We start from the raw sequence: 14582 nt of genomic DNA, 5'->3' as shown, positions 1-14582 counted from the left end.
TCCCGGCGAATGCCGGGCCCTCGGCAGCCTCCGCCAAGGCGGTCACCGGTTCGGCGGCGGAGATGATGCGAGAAGCAAGGGACTGCGCGGAAGTGCCTGGGGCAGTTCTGCGCGGCGTCACGGCATCGACGGAACGGCCTCGGCATGACCCCCCGCACCTCCTTCGCGACCCGTCTCTCGGCCCTGCGCGGCGCGCTCCTGCCCGTCGGCCTGCTGATCCTCTGGGAACTCGCCAGCCGCGCCGGCCTGTTCTCCGCCGTGGTGCTGCCGCCCCCGAGCGCGGTCGCGGCGCGCTGGGTCCAGAGCCTGGTTCCCGCGCTGCCCTACGACCCGCAGAGCCAGAGCTACGGCGAGTGGCTGCTCTCGGGCGAACTGCCCCACGACGCGGTGGCGAGCCTCGGCCGGGTCGTCGCCGGCTTCGCCATCGGGGTCGGGCTCGCCCTGCCGGTCGGGCTGCTGATGGGCACGAGCGACCGGCTCTACGGCCTCGTGAACCCGCTCCTCCAGATCCTGCGGCCGATCCCGCCGATCGCCTACATCCCGCTCGCCATCGTGTGGTTCGGCCTCGGCAACCCGCCGGCCCTGTTCCTGATCGCGCTCGGCACCTTCTTCCCGGTCCTCGTCAACACGATCGCGGGCGTGCGGCAGGTCGACTCGATCTACATCCGGGCGGCCCGCAACCTCGGCGCCGGGCCCTGGACCCTGTTTCGCCGGGTGATCCTGCCGGCCGCGAGCCCCTTCGTGCTCGCCGGCATGCGGATCGGCATCGGCACAGCCTTCATCGTGGTGATCGTCGCCGAGATGATCGCGGTCTCGGACGGGCTCGGCTACCGGATCCTGGAGGCGCGCGAATACATGTGGTCGGACAAGATCATCGGCGGGATGCTGACGATCGGCCTGCTGGGCCTGCTGATCGACGCCGCGATGTCGCGGCTCAACGACCACCTGCTGCGCTGGCACCGCGGCCTGGAGCGCTGACACGGATGAGCCGGGATTCCGCCGAGATCGCGATCGACCGGGCCTCGAAGGTGTTCGGGGCCGGCGACCACGCCGTGGTGGCGCTGGAGGGCGTCACCGCCCACGTTCCGGAGGGGGAGTTCGTGTGCCTGCTCGGGCCCTCGGGCTGCGGCAAGTCCACGCTCCTCAACGCCATCGCGGGATTCGCGCCGCTCACCGGCGGCTCCATCCGGGTCGGCGGGCGGCCGGTGGCCGAGCCCGGGCCGGACCGCGGCATGGTCTTTCAGGAATACGCCCTGTTCCCCTGGATGACGGTGGCCCAGAACATCCGCTTCGGCCTCGACATCAAGGGCGTGGGGCGGGGAGAGGCGGAGGCGGCGGCGGCGCGCATCGCCCGCACGCTCGGCCTGTCCGAGTTCCTGGGCCGCTTCCCCAAGGACCTGTCGGGCGGCATGCGCCAGCGCGTCGCCATCGCGCGGATTCTCGCCCTCGACCCGCCCGTGATGCTGATGGACGAGCCCTTCGGCGCCCTCGACGCGCTGACCCGCCGCACCCTGCAGGACGAGTTGCTGCGGATCTGGGCCGAGTACCGCAAGACGATCGTGTTCGTGACCCACTCGATCGAGGAGGCGATCTACCTCGCCGATCGGATCCTGGTGCTGACCTACCGGCCGGGGCGCCTGAAGCGCGACATCGCGGTGCCGCTGGCGCGCCCGCGCGACACCGCCTCGGCGGAGTTCAACGCCCTCAAGCGCGACCTCGCCGGGCTGGTCATGGAGGAGCAGCAGCGCTTCACCCAGGCCGAGCTGAGCGGGGCGGCGGTGGACTGAGCGCCTCATCCGCTGTCCGGAGGATCACGTCCGGACAGCGGACGATCCGGGATCCGGTTGATCCAAGCAGATCCCGGATCGCGAGCCCGCGCGGCGCCTGAGCGACGCCGACCTCCGCATGGCCGAAATGGGAGAGGGCGACGCAATCCGTCGGATGTCGGATCAGCCCCGCCCCTTGCGGCCCTTGTATTTCGGCCGCTGCCCCGGGAAGCCCTGCGTCGAGCGCGCCGCCGGCCGCTCGGTGAAGATCGGGATCTCCCGGTCGGTCCCCGGCCCCATCTCGTCGAGGGTCGGCTTGCGGATGCGGGTGCCCTCGTCCGACACGCCCTTGCCCAGCGGCCCGGACCCGAGCGGCTCCTCCGCCCCGCCGGTGCCCGGCGGCAGGTCGGCGTTGCGGCCGTAGCGGCGCCGCCCGCCCTTCTCGCCGTAGCGCCCGGCCTGGTCCTCCACCGCCCCCTGGCGGGCCAGCGGGTCCTCCGCGATGGCGAGTTCCGTCGCCTGGAGCCGCTTGAGCTCGTCGCGCAGCCGCGCCGCCTCCTCGAAGTCGAGGTCGGCGGCGGCCGCGCGCATGCGCTTCTCCAGATCCGCCATCACGGCCTTGAGGTTGTGGCCGACCGTGACGCCGCCCTTGGCCAGTCCCGTGTCCACCTGGACGTGGTCGCGCTCGAAGACGCTCTCCAGGATGTCGGCGATGTTGCGCTTCACGCTCTGGGGCGTGATGCCGTGCTCGGCATTGTAGGCGAGCTGCTTGGCCCGGCGCCGCTCGGTCTCGGCGATGGCCCGGTCCATCGAGCCGGTGCGCTGGTCCGCGTAGAGGATCACCCGCCCCTCCGCGTTGCGGGCCGCGCGGCCGATCGTCTGGATCAGCGAGGTCTCGGAGCGCAGGAACCCCTCCTTGTCCGCGTCCAGGATCGCGACCAGCGCGCATTCCGGGATGTCGAGCCCCTCGCGCAGCAGGTTGATGCCGATCAGCACGTCGAAGGCGCCGAGCCGCAGGTCGCGGATGATCTCGATCCGCTCCAGCGTGTCGATGTCCGAGTGCATGTAGCGCACCCGCACCCCGTTCTCGTGCAGGTACTCGGTCAGGTCCTCGGCCATGCGCTTGGTGAGCGTGGTGACCAGGGTCCGGTAGCCCGCGGCGGCGACCTCCTTCACCTCCCCGAGCAGGTCGTCCACCTGGGAGCGGGCCGGGCGGATGATCACCTCCGGGTCGACGAGGCCGGTCGGGCGGATGACCTGCTCGACGAAGACGCCGCCGGTCTGCTCCATCTCCCACTTGGCCGGCGTCGCCGAGACGTGGACCGATTGCGGCCGCATCGCGTCCCATTCCTCGAAGCGCAGCGGCCGGTTGTCGAGGCAGGAGGGCAGGCGGAACCCGTACTCGGCGAGGGTCGCCTTGCGGCGGAAGTCGCCCCGGTACATGCCGCCGATCTGCGAGATCGTGACGTGGCTCTCGTCCGTGAAGACGAGGGCGTTGTCGGGCAGGTACTCGAACAGGGTCGGGGGCGGCTCGCCCGGCTTGCGGCCCGTCAGGTAGCGCGAGTAGTTCTCGATGCCGTTGCAGGCGCCCGTCGCCTCGATCATCTCCAGGTCGAAGGTGCAGCGCTGCTCCAGCCGCTGCGCCTCGATCAGCCGGCCCATCCGGGTCAGCTCCTCGACCCGCCACTTCAGCTCGTCCTTGATGCCCTTGACCGCCTGCTGGAGGGTCGGGCGCGGCGTCACGTAGTGGCTGTTGGCGTAGATCTTGACGAATTTCAGCGGGTTGATGGTCTTGCCGGTGAGCGGGTCGAATTCCGTGATCGCCTCGACCTCGTCGCCGAACAGGCCGATGCGCCAGCCGCGATCCTCCAGGTGGGCCGGCCAGAGCTCGATCACGTCGCCGCGCACCCGGAAGGTCCCGCGGGCGAAGTCGGACTGGATCCGCTTGTACTGCAGGGCCACGAGGTCGGCGATGAGCTGGCGCTGCTCGATGCGCTCGCCCAGCGTCACCGTGAACGACATCGCCGTGTAGGTCTCCACCGAGCCGATGCCGTAGATGCAGGAGACCGAGGCGACGATGATGACGTCGTCGCGCTCCAGCAGCGCCCGCGTGGCCGAGTGGCGCATCCGGTCGATCTGCTCGTTGATCGACGATTCCTTCTCGATGAAGGTGTCGGAGCGCGGCACGTAGGCTTCGGGCTGATAATAATCGTAGTACGAGACGAAGTACTCGACCGCGTTGTCGGGGAAGAAGGCCTTGAACTCGCCGTAGAGCTGGGCGGCGAGCGTCTTGTTCGGGGCCAGGATGAGGGCGGGGCGCTGGGTCTCCTCGATGACCTTGGCCATCGTGAAGGTCTTGCCGGAGCCGGTGACGCCGAGCAGCACCTGGTCGCGCTCGCTGCGCCGCACGCCCTCGACGAGGTCGGCGATGGCCTTGGGCTGGTCGCCGGCCGGGCTGAAATCGGATTTCAGCCGGAAGGCAACGCCGCCCTCGGATTTCTGCGGCCGCTCCGGCCGGTGCGGCACCCAGGGCTTGCCGTCCTTGAACAGCGGGTTGCCCTCGGTGAGGAGCTTGGTGAGCGCGTCGACCGTGGCCGAGACCCCGGCCGCGGCGAGCGAGGCGCCCGGCTCCTCGGCGAGGTCCGGCCCGTCGTCGGGGGTGCGCAGGCCGAGGGACTTGGCGAGGGCCGGATCGACGTCCGTCACGGTGCCGCGCGCCGGCGCGGCGCCGCGCGGCGGCGCTCCTGCGCCGTGCGCGAAGGCGGCCTGCGGCGCCTCGCCGAATCCGGGCTCGGCCTTCCGGGGCCGCCCGCGCCGGCGCGGCCCGGGCTCCGGCGCCGCCTGCGGCTCCGGCGCGGGCAGCCGCTCGCGGTTGAGGGCCGGGTTCAGCAATTCGGCGAGGAAGGGATCCAGCGGCTTCAGTTCGGGCTTCGACGCCTTGGCCGAGGACGGGCGCGGTTTCTTCGGGGCGGGCATGGGCGGAATATGGAGCCGATCGGCCCGGGGAGAAAGGCGGCTCGCCGCGGCATCGCGCGCCGGGCGGAGGCGGGGCGGGGAGGCGGGGCGCCTCAGCATCATTCGCCGAAGTGGTCACGGTTCGGCGGAAAGAATGATGCAGGAACAAGCATCATTCGCCGAAGTGGTCACGGTTCGGCGGAAACAATGATGCACGACCAAGCATCACTCGCCGAAGTGGCCACCGGTTCGGCGGCGAGAATGATGCAAGATCGAGAGCCGGCCAGAGTGGCGCGGGGCCACTCTGCTCAGGGCGCCACGGGCTCCGGCAGCCCCCTGTCCCAGACGGGCTCGCCCGTGAACCGGTCCGCCAGGAACGCCACGCAGGCCCGCACCTTCGCGGGCTGGCGCCGGCCCGGCGGCACCAGGGCATGGATCGGCAGGACGGAGGGCGGGGCCCCGAGGTCGAGGGCGACGAGGCGCCCCGCGCGCAGGGCGTCCCCCACGATGAAGCTCGGCTGGTAGATCAGGCCCTGGCCCGCCACGGCGGCGGCCACCAGCGCGTCGCCGTTCGAGGCACGCAGGTTGCCCGTCACCGCGTAGGCGCGGCCGCCGAAGCGCCAGCCGCCGCTGCTCGCCAGCGTGTAGCCGAGGCAATTGTGCCGGCCGAGATCCTCCGGCCGGCGCGGCCGGCCCCGCGCCGCGAGGTAATCCGGCGCGGCGCAGAGGAGCAGCCGGCACGGCGCCAGGAAGCGGGAGACCAGGGCCGAATCGCGCAGGTACCCGATCCGCACCGCCATGTCCCAGCCCTCCTCGATCAGGTCCACCGCGCGGTCGCTGAGGCCGAGATCGACCTGCAGGGCCGGGTGCGCCGCCGTGAACGCCGCCAGGGCGGGCGCGATCTCCCGTACCCCGAAGGAGAGCGGCACGTTGAGGCGCAGCGTGCCGGTCGGCTCCAGCGCCTCGGCCCGCGCCGCGGCCTCGGCCTCGGTGATCTCCGCCAGGATGCGCTCGCAGGCCTCCAGGTAGCCGCGCCCGGCCTCGGTCAGGGTCAGGCGCCGGGTGCTGCGGTGGAGGAGGCGGGTGCCGAGCCGCTCCTCCAGGGCCGTCACGTGCTTGGTGACCCCGGTCTGCGACAGGCCGAGCGACCGGCCGGCCGCCGCGAAGCTGCCGAGGCCCGCGACCCGGACGAAGACCTGCATGCCGGTGACGCGATCGAGCACGGTCCCGCCTCACTCTGCCAGGATGAGCTGAATGGCCGGAATAGCGGATTATCCCCGGGTCGGAACAGGGGTAGTGATCCTGCCACCGCGTACGGGCTGCCTCCCGTCGGACCTCACCCCAACCGGACTTCCCCCAACCGGACCTGCCCGCATGACCGCGACCCGAACCAGCCCCTACGCCGCACTGCTCCTGCGCGTCTCCCTCGGCGGCCTCTTCCTCGCCCATGCCGGCGTGAAGCTCCTGGTCTTCACGCCGGCCGGCACGGCGGCCTTCTTCGGCAAGCTCGGCCTTCCGGCGGCCCTCGCCTACGCGGGGATCGCCGCCGAGGTGCTCGGCGGCCTCGCGCTCATCCTCGGCCTCTACGCCCGCTGGGTCGCCCTGGCCCTGCTGCCGATCCTCCTCGGCGCCATCGTCACGGTGCATGCCGCCAACGGCTTCCTCGCCCAGAACCCGGGCGGCGGCTGGGAATTCGTCGCCTTCTGGGCCGTCGCCCTGGTGGTCCAGGCGCTGCTGGGCAACGGCCGCTACGCGGTCACCCGCGAGGCGTGAGGCCGACCCGATGGGCGAGACCCTCACTCCCGCGCCGATCGATCCCGGCACCCGCATCGGGCACGTGCACCTCAAGGTCGCCGACCTCGACCGGGCGCTGGCCTTCTACTGCGGCGTGCTCGGCTTCGGGCTCATGCAGCGCTACGGCCACCAGGCCGCCTTCGTGTCGGCGGGCGGCTACCACCACCATATCGGGCTCAACACCTGGGAGAGCCGGGGCGGCCCCCGGCCGGCTCCGGGCACGACCGGCCTCTACCACGCCGCGATCCTGTACCCGAGCCGGGTCGCGCTGGCGGACGCGCTCGCCCGGCTCGAGGCGGCGGGCATCCCGCTCACCGGGGCCAGCGACCACGGCGTGAGCCAGGCGCTCTACCTCGACGATCCGGACCGGAACGGGCTCGAACTCTACTGGGACCGGCCCGAGGCCGAGTGGCCCCGGGACTCCGCCGGGATGCTGCGGATGACCACGGCGCGGCTCGACCTCGCGTCCCTGCGCGCGCTCAGCCCTCGGCCGGGGGCGAGCCCTCCTGGCGCCGCGGCCCCCTGAAATAGGGCTCGACCGGCCCCTTCAGCTTGATCGTCATCGGGTTGCCGAACCGGTCGCGGGCATTGCCGGCGGCGAGGCGCACCCAGCCCTCGCTCACGCAATATTCCTCGACGTTGGTCTTCTCCACGCCCTTGACGCGCACGCCCACCCCGCGCTCGAGGGCGTCGGCGTCGTGGAAGGGGCTGCGCGGATCGGTGCAGAGGCGGTCCGGAGGGGTGTCGGTCATCGGTGAGGGCCTTCTCGGCTGTCGGCGGGCGCTCCCTACCGGCTCCGGCCCGCCCTGCCAACCTCCCGCCGCCGCCCGCGCCGGCCGGTTCCTTCAGTATAGAAAAACTCAAATATTGAAACAATCCAATCTTCGTATCGGCACTTGCTTCGGCCTGTAAATCATCGCATTCCTTCGCTGCCGGCCCTGACGTCCGCGTCGCGCGGACGCGCCGGTCTTCTTGATTGTCGGCGCCGCGAGGGAGCCCGCGATGGTGCGTGCCTTGAGCCTGATCCAGGGATGTCTCGGGTTGCTGCGGGAGGGCTGGCCGGTGCCGCGCCTGCGCCTCGACCACGTCGTCGACCGCCTCGGCGACGGGCCGGGGAGGGCGGGGCGGTGAGCGGGCGGGACCTCCCGGCGCGGGAGCTGGTGGCGCGGGCCCTCGCCCGGGCCTTCTGGCAGACCCTGGAGCGCAACCCGATGCCGCCGATGGCGGCCCTGGAGGCGGCGGCCGGCGCGGTCGGCGACCTCTACCGGCAGGTGGCCGCGCTGCACGGCGACCGGCCCGTCTGCGGCTGCGGCTGGCGGCCGGACGCGGAGGAGGACTTGGTCCGGCTCGAAGCCGCCCTGGCCGGCGCCCCCGCCGAGGGGGCGCTGCCGGACCTGGCGGCGCTGCCGGCGGCCGGGACAGCCTGAGATCGGGCTCGCCCCGGGCCGCGAACCGTGTCAGCTTCGGGACGTCCGCACCGGAGGTCTCATGCGCGGCGCGTTCGACCACATCCTTCGCTGGCGGCTGCTGCCGGGCTCGCACGCCTTCCCGGGGCCGGACGGCGGTACCTGCATCAACGAGGCCGCCATGGTGGCGGCCGGGCTGCCCTACCGGGCCATCCGCTCCTCGGCCGATTGCCCGCCCTGCTTCTCCCGCCCGCTCGCTTCCTACGCGCTCGGCCTCAACGATGCGATGCCGGATGCCGAGCGACCGCGGCTGATGGCCTTCGTGCTGCGCCTCGCCGGCTCGGCCGACACCGTCGCGGTCGAGGCGGCCCGCACGCATCACCTGACCGTGCAGACGGTGCGCCGCCTGCTGCCGCCGGTGCTGGAGCAGGTCGGGCTCGACCGTCACGCCGCGGCCTGCCGGGCGGCGGCGGACCTCGCCGGCGCCGTGCCCGCCGCGCGGGCGGGGGCCTGGGCGGCGGGCGCGGTCGCGGATGCGGCGGCGCGCGGCGGGATCTGGGTCCGCGGCGCGCGGGCGGCGGCGGCCTGCCGGGCCGCCACCTTCGCGGCCGAGATCGACGCCCGCTCGGCCGCGGACGCCGCGGAGGCCGCCGCCCTGTTCTCCCCCGATTCCTGGGCGGAGGCGGTGGCGATCCTGGACGAGGCGCTCGGGATCGGCCGGCAGGCGCCGGCGCTGCCGGTCGAGGTCGCCCGCGACCGGATGGCGGCGGCGCGGGCCGGGGCGGTCTGAGCCGGCTCCGCGGGAGCCGGCCGGTTCCGCGCCGAATTCCCGCGGCAGGTCGGGCCCCCGACGGGCGAAGCGCTGGCTCGCCATCGCGGGCCCGTTCAAGTGGCCGGCGCGGGCCCGCGGGATCAGGTCAGGGCGCGCAGCCTCGGCGTGGCGGGCGGGCCGGTCGCGGTGCGCTCCCGGCCCGGGCCCTCGCCGTGCCGCCCGGGCTCCGGAGCGTCGGGCCGGAGCGCGAGGTCGGCGGGGACGCGCCGGCCCGCGAGACCTGCGGCCCGCCCGCGCGCCGCGACGATGTCGAGCCGCATCCCCACCACCTGCGCGGTGAAGTGCCGCGTGAGTTCGAAGCAGTCCCGGCGCAGGCGCTCGGCCTCCGCGTGGAGCCGCCTGCTGTGGCCGATCGCCCTGGCGGCGCGATCCAGCAGGTCCTCAAGGAGATCCTTGGCCAAGGCGGCCTCCCGCGACACAGGCGGGAGCGCGCGGTCTCTCAGCCACCGGCGCCCAGGGTGTCGGCCGATGATCGCTCTCAACGCAACGGAGCGGGCTTCGTTCACCGCGGCGCGTGCGCCCCGCGGCAGGGGGACGCTCTCCGGCGGCCTCCCGGCGGTGGAGCACGCCGGGATCCGGGCGAGGGTCAGGTCTTGAGCACCAGGCAGGCGCCGCCGATCCCGCGGATCCGGTTGCACAGCCCCTCCGCCGCCTGGCGGGTCTCCGCCGGCACCCGGATCCGGTAGAAGGCGCGCGTGCCGCGGCTGCGGAAGCGCGTCCCGATCACCATCGGGCGGACCTCGCCCAGGACCGAGGCGTAGAGGGCGCGGGCGCGGCCGAAGGCCGCGAGGGCGGCGGCCTTGGAGAAGTTGCCGGCGAGCTGGATGCCCCAGGGCGCGAGCGACGGCGTGCTGTCGGCGAAGTAGGTCTCGGTGCGGCCGCGGATCCGCAGGGCGGCCGTCACCTGGAGGCAGCGCGTGCCGGGCGGCTCGGTGAGGTCTCCCTTGGCGTCCGCTTTGGCCTCCGCCGCCCAATCCTCGGCGGTGCGGCCGGTGATGGCCGAGACGTAGGAGCGGGTCTCGCCCGGCAGGCCTCCGCTGCCGGCGAGCCAGGACGAGACCCGGCCGGGCCCGCCATTGTAGGCCGCCGCCGCCAGGCCGAGATTGCCGAAGCGGCGGCGCAGGTCCGAGAGCAGGCGCGCCGCGTGCGGGATCGCCTGCTCGGGGTCGAAGGGGTCGGCGAGGCCGCGCTCGGCGGCGGTGCCGGGCATGAACTGCGCCACGCCCTGCGCGCCGGCCGGGCTGACCACGCCCGGCCGGAAGCTGCTCTCCCGCCAGATCAGCCGCGTCAGGAAGGCGACCGGCAGGGATTGCGCCTGGGCGGCGCCCTCGATCAGGCGGCACAGCGCCTGCTCGACGGATTCGGTGGCGGCCCCGGCCGGCTGCGCCGCGGCCGGGCGCGGGGCGAGGGCCGGGAGGAGCAGCCAGGGGAGGATCAGGCAGAGGAGGAGGGCGCGGGTCACGGCGCCGTTGTAGCGCGGCGCGGCGGATCCGCGAGTCGGGAATCGCCGGGACGACTGGCCTCGGGCAGCAGAGTGTCGCAGGTTACGGGGCCCGCCCCGTGCCCCACAAGGGCCTCCCCACCCTCCGCACCCGAGAGGCGATGTCAGCTCCGCTCCTCTCCGTCCAGGACCTGTCCGTCGCCTTCCGCCAGGGCGGGCGGGAGACCCGCGCGGTCGACCGGGTCTCGTTCGAGATCCAGCCCGGCGAGACACTCGCGCTGGTGGGCGAATCCGGCTCCGGCAAGTCGGTGACGGCGCTCAGCGTGCTGCGGCTCCTCGACGGCGCGACGCCCGAGGGGCGCATCCTGTTCAAGGGCCGCGACCTCCTCGCCCTGCGCGAGGCCGAGATGCGGGCGGTCCGCGGCGCCGACATCACCATGGTGTTCCAGGAGCCGATGACCTCCCTCAACCCGCTCCACCGCATCCTCGACCAGATCGGCGAGGTGCTGCGGCTGCACCGCAAGGTGCCGGAGGCGGGCGTGCGGGCGCGGGTGCTCGAACTCCTCGACCTCGTCGGGATCCGCGACGCGGAATCCCGCCTCACCGCCTACCCGCACGAATTGTCCGGCGGCCAGCGCCAGCGGGTGATGATCGCCATGGCGCTCGCCTGCGAGCCCGACCTGCTGATCGCGGACGAGCCGACGACGGCGCTCGACGTCACCGTCCAGGCTCAGATCCTGGCGCTGCTGGCCGACCTCAAGGCCCGGCTCGGCATGGCGATGCTGTTCATCACCCACGATCTCGGGGTGGTCCGCCGGGTCGCGGACCGGGTCTGCGTGATGTTCCAGGGCCGGATCGTCGAGCGGGGCGAGGTGGCGCGGGTCTTCGCCGATCCGCAGCACGACTACACCCGCCGCCTGCTCGCCGCGGAGCCGAGGGGGCGGGGCAACCCGGTGGCGGCATCCGCCGAGACGCTGGTCGAGGCCGGGCCGATCCGGGTCTGGTTCCCGATCCGCCAGGGGCTGCTGCGCCGCACGGTCGGCCACGTGAAGGCGGTGGACGGGGTCTCGGTCCGGGTGCGGGCGGGCGAGACGGTCGGGGTCGTGGGCGAATCGGGCTCGGGGAAGACCACGCTCGGCCTCGCGCTCCTGCGGCTCATCGGCTCCGACGGGCCGATCGTCTATCTGGGCCGCCGCCTCGACGGGCTCGCGCAGGGGGCGATGCGGCCCCTGCGCCGCGAGATGCAGGTGGTGTTCCAGGATCCCTACGGCTCGCTCTCGCCGCGCATGTCGGTGGCCGAGATCGTCGAGGAGGGGCTGCTGGTGCAGAAGGCCGGCCGCGGCGCCGCCGAGCGGCGGCGCATCGTGGCCCGGGCCCTGGAGGATGTCGGGCTCGACCCGGCCGCCATGGACCGCTACCCGCACGAATTCTCCGGCGGCCAGCGCCAGCGCATCGCCATCGCCCGGGCCATGGCGCTCGATCCGCGCTTCGTCGTCCTCGACGAGCCGACCTCCGCCCTCGACATGTCGGTGCAGGCGCAGATCGTGACGCTGCTGCGGGAGCTTCAGCGCCGGCGCGGTCTCGGCTACCTGTTCATCAGCCACGACCTCAAGGTCGTGCGGGCGCTCGCGAACCGGGTGGTGGTGATGCAGAACGGGCAGGTGGTGGAGGAGGGCGAGGCCGAGGCGATCTTCACCGCCCCGCGGACCGCCTATACCCGCGCCCTGTTCGCCGCCGCCTTCGACCTCGCGGCCGCTCCCGCCGGCGCGGTGCGCGAGTGACCCGCGCCCTCGTCATCGTGCTCGATTCCGTCGGGATCGGCGGCGCTCCGGACGGCGCCGCCTACGGGGACGAGGGCGCCGACACGCTCGGCCACATCGCCGAGGCCTGCGCCGAGGGACGGGGCGACCGGCCCGGCCTGCGCGCGGGACCGCTCCGGCTGCCCCACCTCGCGGGGCTCGGCCTCGGGCTCGCGGCGCGGGAGGCGAGCGTCCGGATGCCGCCCGGCCTCGCGCCCGACGGGCCGGTGGCGGGCGCCTGGGGGCACGCCGTGGAGACTGCCCGCGGCAAGGATACGGTGTCGGGCCACTGGGAGATCGCGGGGGCGCCCGTCGATTTCGACTGGGGCCGCTTCCCGGCGACGCGGCCGAGCTTCCCGCCCGACCTCACCCGCGCCCTCATCGAGGAGGGGAACCTGCCCGGCATCCTGGGCGATTGCCACGCCTCCGGCACCGCCGTCATCGAGGCATACGGGGCCGAGCACCTGCGGAGCGGCAAGCCGATCTGCTACACCTCCGTGGACAGCGTCTTCCAGATCGCCGCGCACGAGGAGGCGTTCGGACTCGAGCGCCTCTACGCCCTGTGCGGCGTCGCCCGCCGCCTCTGCGACCCCTACCGGATCGGCCGCGTGATCGCGCGCCCCTTCGCCGGCAGCGCGGGGACGGGCTTCGTGCGGACGGCGAACCGGCGCGACTTCGCCACGCCGCCCCCCGGCGACACCCTCCTCGACCGGCTCGCCGCCGCGGGCCGGCCCCTGGTGAGCGTCGGCAAGATCGGCGACATCTTCGCCCACCGGCACACCGGGACCGAGGTCAAGCCGGCCGGCAACGACGCCTGCCTCGACGCCGCCCTGGCGGCCTTCGCGGATCTCGGCCCGGGCGGCCTCGTCTTCGCGAACCTCGTCGATTTCGACACCGAGTACGGGCACCGGCGCGACGTGCCGGGCTACGCGGCGGCGCTGGAGCGCTTCGACGCCCGCCTGCCGGAGATCCGCGCCGCCCTGCGGCCGGGCGACCTCTGCGTCGTCACCGCCGACCACGGCAACGACCCGACCTGGACCGGGACCGATCACACCCGCGAGCAGGTGCCGGTCCTGGCCTTCGGGCCGGAGCAGCGCCCGGGCCCGATCGGGCGGCGCGAGGGGCTGGCGGATATCGGCGCGACGGTTGCGGCGCATCTCGGCCTGGCGCTCCCCGCCGGCCGCTCCTGGCTGTGACGTTTGGCTGTGACGGCCCCGCGGACGAGGATGGACGGGATGACGTCGGGCGCGGTTCTGGAACGGGCGGACCTCTACGCGCCGCCGATGCCGCCGCTCGCCGAGCGGGTCGACTGGCTGCGGCTGCTCTCCGCCTTCCGCCGCAACACCCTGGACGCCTTCCCGGGCGCCTGCCTCACCGAGCCGACCGTGACCCTGCGCCTGCCCGGGGGCGGGCGGGTGGTGCTGCTCTGCGTGCCGGAGGCGGTGCGCCACGTCCTGGTCGCGCAGGGATCGGACTTCGCCCGGCTCCCGGCCGGGATCCGGGTGCTCGGCCCGGTGGCGGGGCGCGGCCTCGTCACGGCCGAGGGCGAGGCGTGGCGCCGCCAGCGCCGGGTCCTGGCCCCGGCCTTCACGCCGCGCACGGTGCCGCTGATGGCGCGGCACATCGCCCGCGCCACCGCCGCCTGCCTGCGCCGGCTCGACGCCGCCCGGGGCGGCCCGGTCGATCTCCACGCCGAGATGCAGCGGCTCAGTCTCGACATCGCGGCCTCCTCGATGTTCTCCCTGGAGGCCGGCCCCTACGAGGCGCGGATCCGCGCCATGGTCTCGGCCTATCTCGGCGGGCTCGGCCGGCCCCGGGTGAGCGACTTCCTGGTGCCGCCCGGCTGGCCGACCCCGGCCGCGCCGCGGCGCTGGTTTTTTCGGCGCCGCTGGCGCGCGCTGATCGCCGAGCTGATCGCGGTCCGCCGGGCCCAGGTGGCGGGACAGGGGCCACGCGACCTGTTCGACCTCCTGGCCGAGGCCCACGGCGAGGAGCCGGACGGGCTGCTCGCCGACGAGGTCGGCACCATGATCGTGGCCGGGCACGAGACCACGGCCTCGACCCTGTTCTGGGCCGCGACCCTGCTCGCCCGCGCCCCTGCCGTGCAGGAGGCGCTGGCCGCGGAGGCGCGCGGCCTCGACCTCGGCGAGGCGGGGGCCGCCGCCGCCCTGCCGAGGCTCGCCCTGGCCCGGGCGGTGGTGCAGGAGGCGCTGCGCCTCTACCCGCCCGCCTACATGATCGCCCGGCGCGCGGTCCGGGACGGGGCGGTCTGCGGCGCCGCGATCCCGGCCGGCACCACCGTGATGATCCCGACCTGGGTCATGCACCGCAACCCGCGCTGGTGGCCGCGGGCCGACGCCTTCGACCCCGAGCGGTTCCTCCGGCCGGGCGAGGAGCCGGACCGCTTCGTCTACCTGCCCTTCGGGGCGGGGCCGCAGGTCTGCATCGGGGCGCAGCTCGCCCTGGCCGAGGCGACGCTCGCGCTCTCCCTCGACGGCGCGCGCCCGATCCTGCCGGTGGCGACCGTGACGGTGCGGCCCGACCACGCGCCGCCCTTCCGGCTCGCGCGCCGCTGAGCCTGCCGCGCAG

Annotated in this window: 15 protein-coding genes; 10 read left to right on the top strand and 5 right to left on the bottom strand. The window is 74.1% G+C overall.

The features are described 5' to 3' along the window. The first annotated feature begins 144 nt into the window (after window positions 1-144). Together MET2598_RS0102555 and MET2598_RS0102550 are read left to right on the top strand one after the other, a co-directional pair. On the top strand, window positions 145-978 hold the full coding sequence (locus tag MET2598_RS0102555) for an ABC transporter permease (RefSeq protein ID WP_018259781.1): 834 nt from the start codon (window positions 145-147) through the stop codon (window positions 976-978). Window positions 979-983: 5 nt separating this feature from the next. Continuing rightward, window positions 984-1787, top strand: coding sequence for an ABC transporter ATP-binding protein (locus tag MET2598_RS0102550; protein ID WP_018259780.1), 804 nt, complete (start codon window positions 984-986; stop codon window positions 1785-1787). A 162-nt stretch (window positions 1788-1949) separates the two neighbouring features. Here the strand turns inward: MET2598_RS0102550 and uvrB are convergent, their stop codons facing one another. Further along, entirely contained in the window at window positions 1950-4742 is a 2793-nt protein-coding gene (gene uvrB, locus MET2598_RS0102545) for an excinuclease ABC subunit UvrB (protein ID WP_018259779.1), read from the bottom strand. Between the two features lie 287 nt (window positions 4743-5029). Then, window positions 5030-5944 carry a LysR family transcriptional regulator gene (locus MET2598_RS0102540; protein ID WP_018259778.1) on the bottom strand — a complete coding sequence of 305 codons (915 nt, stop codon included), beginning with the start codon at window positions 5942-5944 and terminating at the stop codon, window positions 5030-5032. A gap of 151 nt (window positions 5945-6095) precedes the next feature. Between MET2598_RS0102540 and MET2598_RS0102535 the strand changes: the two genes are divergently transcribed. After that, window positions 6096-6494 (top strand): DoxX family protein, encoded by a 399-nt coding sequence (locus MET2598_RS0102535; RefSeq protein ID WP_018259777.1) that lies wholly within the window; start codon window positions 6096-6098, stop codon window positions 6492-6494. A gap of 10 nt (window positions 6495-6504) precedes the next feature. Beyond that, window positions 6505-7041: a VOC family protein gene (locus tag MET2598_RS0102530; protein ID WP_012334243.1), complete on the top strand. Its 537-nt coding sequence runs from the start codon at window positions 6505-6507 to the stop codon at window positions 7039-7041. Here the strand turns inward: MET2598_RS0102530 and MET2598_RS0102525 are convergent. Then, the gene (locus tag MET2598_RS0102525; protein ID WP_018259776.1) at window positions 6995-7267 is read right to left on the bottom strand and encodes a DUF3297 family protein; all 273 of its coding nucleotides are present in this window, start codon (window positions 7265-7267) and stop codon (window positions 6995-6997) included. The genes MET2598_RS0102530 and MET2598_RS0102525 overlap by 47 nt on opposite strands. Window positions 7268-7517: 250 nt before the next feature. Here MET2598_RS0102525 and MET2598_RS43330 point away from each other — a divergent pair, with 250 nt between their 5' ends. The 3 genes from MET2598_RS43330 to MET2598_RS0102510 all read left to right on the top strand — a co-directional run bounded on the left by MET2598_RS43330 (window position 7518) and on the right by MET2598_RS0102510 (window position 8711). Further along, complete coding sequence (locus MET2598_RS43330; protein WP_012334245.1) at window positions 7518-7646, top strand: hypothetical protein; 129 nt, start codon at window positions 7518-7520, stop codon at window positions 7644-7646. Beyond that, complete coding sequence (locus MET2598_RS0102515) at window positions 7643-7942, top strand: hypothetical protein (protein ID WP_012334246.1); 300 nt, start codon at window positions 7643-7645, stop codon at window positions 7940-7942. Before MET2598_RS43330 ends, MET2598_RS0102515 begins: the two co-directional genes overlap by 4 nt. Window positions 7943-8003: 61 nt before the next feature. Further along, on the top strand, window positions 8004-8711 hold the full coding sequence (locus tag MET2598_RS0102510; RefSeq protein ID WP_012334247.1) for a hypothetical protein: 708 nt from the start codon (window positions 8004-8006) through the stop codon (window positions 8709-8711). Between the two features lie 122 nt (window positions 8712-8833). Here MET2598_RS0102510 and MET2598_RS0102505 read toward each other — a convergent pair whose 3' ends face one another. Beyond that, the gene (locus MET2598_RS0102505; RefSeq protein WP_157182072.1) at window positions 8834-9154 is read right to left on the bottom strand and encodes a hypothetical protein; all 321 of its coding nucleotides are present in this window, start codon (window positions 9152-9154) and stop codon (window positions 8834-8836) included. 185 nt (window positions 9155-9339) lie between these two features. Next, window positions 9340-10215, bottom strand: a complete 876-nt coding sequence (locus MET2598_RS0102500; protein ID WP_012334249.1) for a lytic transglycosylase domain-containing protein — start codon at window positions 10213-10215, stop codon at window positions 9340-9342. A gap of 140 nt (window positions 10216-10355) precedes the next feature. On the opposite strand from MET2598_RS0102500, the gene MET2598_RS0102495 reads away from it, so the two are divergent. Genes MET2598_RS0102495 through MET2598_RS0102485 form a run of 3 tightly spaced genes read left to right on the top strand, consistent with a single transcriptional unit; the run spans window position 10356 to window position 14569 of the window. After that, on the top strand, window positions 10356-11975 hold the full coding sequence (locus tag MET2598_RS0102495) for an ABC transporter ATP-binding protein (RefSeq protein ID WP_018259774.1): 1620 nt from the start codon (window positions 10356-10358) through the stop codon (window positions 11973-11975). Further along, complete coding sequence (locus MET2598_RS0102490; RefSeq protein ID WP_018259773.1) at window positions 11972-13189, top strand: phosphopentomutase; 1218 nt, start codon at window positions 11972-11974, stop codon at window positions 13187-13189. Before MET2598_RS0102495 ends, MET2598_RS0102490 begins: the two co-directional genes overlap by 4 nt. Before the next feature lie 39 nt (window positions 13190-13228). Beyond that, window positions 13229-14569: a cytochrome P450 gene (locus tag MET2598_RS0102485; RefSeq protein ID WP_018259772.1), complete on the top strand. Its 1341-nt coding sequence runs from the start codon at window positions 13229-13231 to the stop codon at window positions 14567-14569. Window positions 14570-14582 lie beyond the last annotated feature (13 nt).

The organism is Methylobacterium sp. WSM2598 (genome assembly GCF_000379105.1).
In the GTDB taxonomy this organism is placed as follows: domain Bacteria; phylum Pseudomonadota; class Alphaproteobacteria; order Rhizobiales; family Beijerinckiaceae; genus Methylobacterium.
This window is presented reverse-complemented; position numbering and strand designations above follow the sequence as displayed.

Excerpts from the sequence above, each read along its gene's own strand:
- MET2598_RS0102510 (WP_012334247.1), top strand. The coding sequence starts at position 8,004 with ATGCGCGGCGCGTTCGACCACATCCTTCGCTGGCGGCTGCTGCCGGGC.
- MET2598_RS0102555 (WP_018259781.1), top strand. The coding sequence starts at position 145 with ATGACCCCCCGCACCTCCTTCGCGACCCGTCTCTCGGCCCTGCGCGGC.
- MET2598_RS0102535 (WP_018259777.1), top strand. The coding sequence starts at position 6,096 with ATGACCGCGACCCGAACCAGCCCCTACGCCGCACTGCTCCTGCGCGTC.
- MET2598_RS0102495 (WP_018259774.1), top strand. The coding sequence starts at position 10,356 with ATGTCAGCTCCGCTCCTCTCCGTCCAGGACCTGTCCGTCGCCTTCCGC.
- MET2598_RS0102485 (WP_018259772.1), top strand. The coding sequence starts at position 13,229 with ATGACGTCGGGCGCGGTTCTGGAACGGGCGGACCTCTACGCGCCGCCG.
- MET2598_RS0102530 (WP_012334243.1), top strand. The coding sequence starts at position 6,505 with ATGGGCGAGACCCTCACTCCCGCGCCGATCGATCCCGGCACCCGCATC.
- MET2598_RS0102525 (WP_018259776.1), bottom strand. The coding sequence starts at position 7,267 with ATGACCGACACCCCTCCGGACCGCCTCTGCACCGATCCGCGCAGCCCC.
- MET2598_RS43330 (WP_012334245.1), top strand. The coding sequence starts at position 7,518 with ATGGTGCGTGCCTTGAGCCTGATCCAGGGATGTCTCGGGTTGCTGCGG.
- MET2598_RS0102550 (WP_018259780.1), top strand. The coding sequence starts at position 984 with ATGAGCCGGGATTCCGCCGAGATCGCGATCGACCGGGCCTCGAAGGTG.
- uvrB (WP_018259779.1), bottom strand. The coding sequence starts at position 4,742 with ATGCCCGCCCCGAAGAAACCGCGCCCGTCCTCGGCCAAGGCGTCGAAG.